The 1,553-nt window shown below is 59.3% G+C and carries 1 protein-coding gene; it reads right to left on the reverse strand.

Translation table 11 applies throughout. The annotated features are described in order from the left end of the window. Window positions 1-230 precede the first annotated feature (230 nt). Window positions 231-1,553: transketolase C-terminal domain-containing protein (locus MUBE_RS14385; RefSeq protein WP_116541058.1), on the reverse strand; the 1,323-nt coding region annotated here is incomplete at its 5' end.

The raw sequence follows: 1,553 nt of genomic DNA on the forward strand, positions 1-1,553 counted from the left end.
CCATCGACCCACACCACAACCCACACCACCACACCCCACATAAAACAAAACCACACAACACCAGACCAGGGTGGGCAGAAGATCGGACCTCGGGGTCACCACTCTCATAGCACTACCCCGCAAACTAAGCAGAGCACGGTCATCTACAAAAGAATCGAAGCACAAGTTTACACCGAATTCAGGCGCATATTGCGCGGATCCGGTGAGAATAGTGCGCTCGGCGGTGAACACTATTCCGTACGAGAAGGTATCTGACGGTTTGCATCGTTGCCCAAACCAGGCTGCATTGTCTGGCTGCTCCGCGGCTCGTACTGGCCTGCATTGTCATCGGAACCGCAGTTGCCAAGTGCGACAACCCAACCGGTTATCCGGCGAGAGATATCTTGGTCGGTCAAACCCAAATCAGCCAATACTTCACTCCGCGAAGCGTGATTGTAGAATTCCTGCGGCAATCCGACATCACGGTAGGGCGTGTCAATCTCCGCTCGACGCAATGCGGTAGAGACTGCTGCGCCCACACCGCCGTTGACTCCGTTGTCCTCCAGCGTAACGATCAGTTTGTGCGCATGCGCCAGTTCGAGAACACCATCACACACCGGCAATACCCAACGTGGATCAATAACTGTTACACCGATCCCCTGGTTATGCAACCGCTTGGCTACCGCCAACGCCATCGACGCAAAAACGCCGACCCCCACTAGCAGCACGTCGTGGGTCAGCCCTGCCGCCGGAACCGCAAGCACATCCACGCCCGATCGGTGCTTTAAAGCCGGAATATCTTCGCCCACATCACCTTTAGGGAATCGAATTGCCGTCGGACCGTCGTCGACGTCAAGCGCCTCACCGAGTTCCTCGCGTAGCCGAGTCGCATCTCGGGGCGCGGCCACCCGCATCCCCGGCACAATGCTCAGCATCGACAAATCCCACATGCCGTTATGACTAGGACCGTCCGAACCGGTAATCCCGGCCCGGTCGAGCACGATGGTAACGGGCAGCTTATGTAGCGCCACGTCCATCATGATCTGGTCGAACGCGCGGTTGAGGAATGTCGAATAAATCGCCACCACCGGGTGCATCCCGCCCATCGCCAGCCCAGCCGCCGACGTCATCGCATGCTGTTCGGCGATCCCGACATCGAACAGCCGATCCGGAAAACGCTGACCGAACGCCGTCAGTCCGGTGGGGCCAGGCATAGCAGCGGTAATAGCCACAATGTCGCGGCGCTTCATGGCGTAACCAATGAGCGCATCGGAAAAGGCCGCCGTCCAGCCAGGTCCGGCGACCTTGGTGGCCTGGCCGGTAACGGGGTCGATCACGCCGCAGGTGTGCATCTGCTCGGCCTGGTCGGCTTCTGCCGGAGGGTAGCCCATGCCTTTGCGGGTAACGACGTGCACGATCACCGGGCCACCGAAGCCGCGCGCTTTGCGCAATGCGACCTCGACCGCGCGTTCGTCGTGACCATCAACCGGGCCGACGTACTTAAGCCCGAGATCGGTGAATAACAGCTGTGGCGACAGGGAATCCTTGATGCCGGCTTTGACACTGTGCATGAA

The sequence above is a fragment of the Mycobacterium uberis genome (assembly GCF_003408705.1).
Classification (GTDB): domain Bacteria; phylum Actinomycetota; class Actinomycetes; order Mycobacteriales; family Mycobacteriaceae; genus Mycobacterium; species Mycobacterium uberis.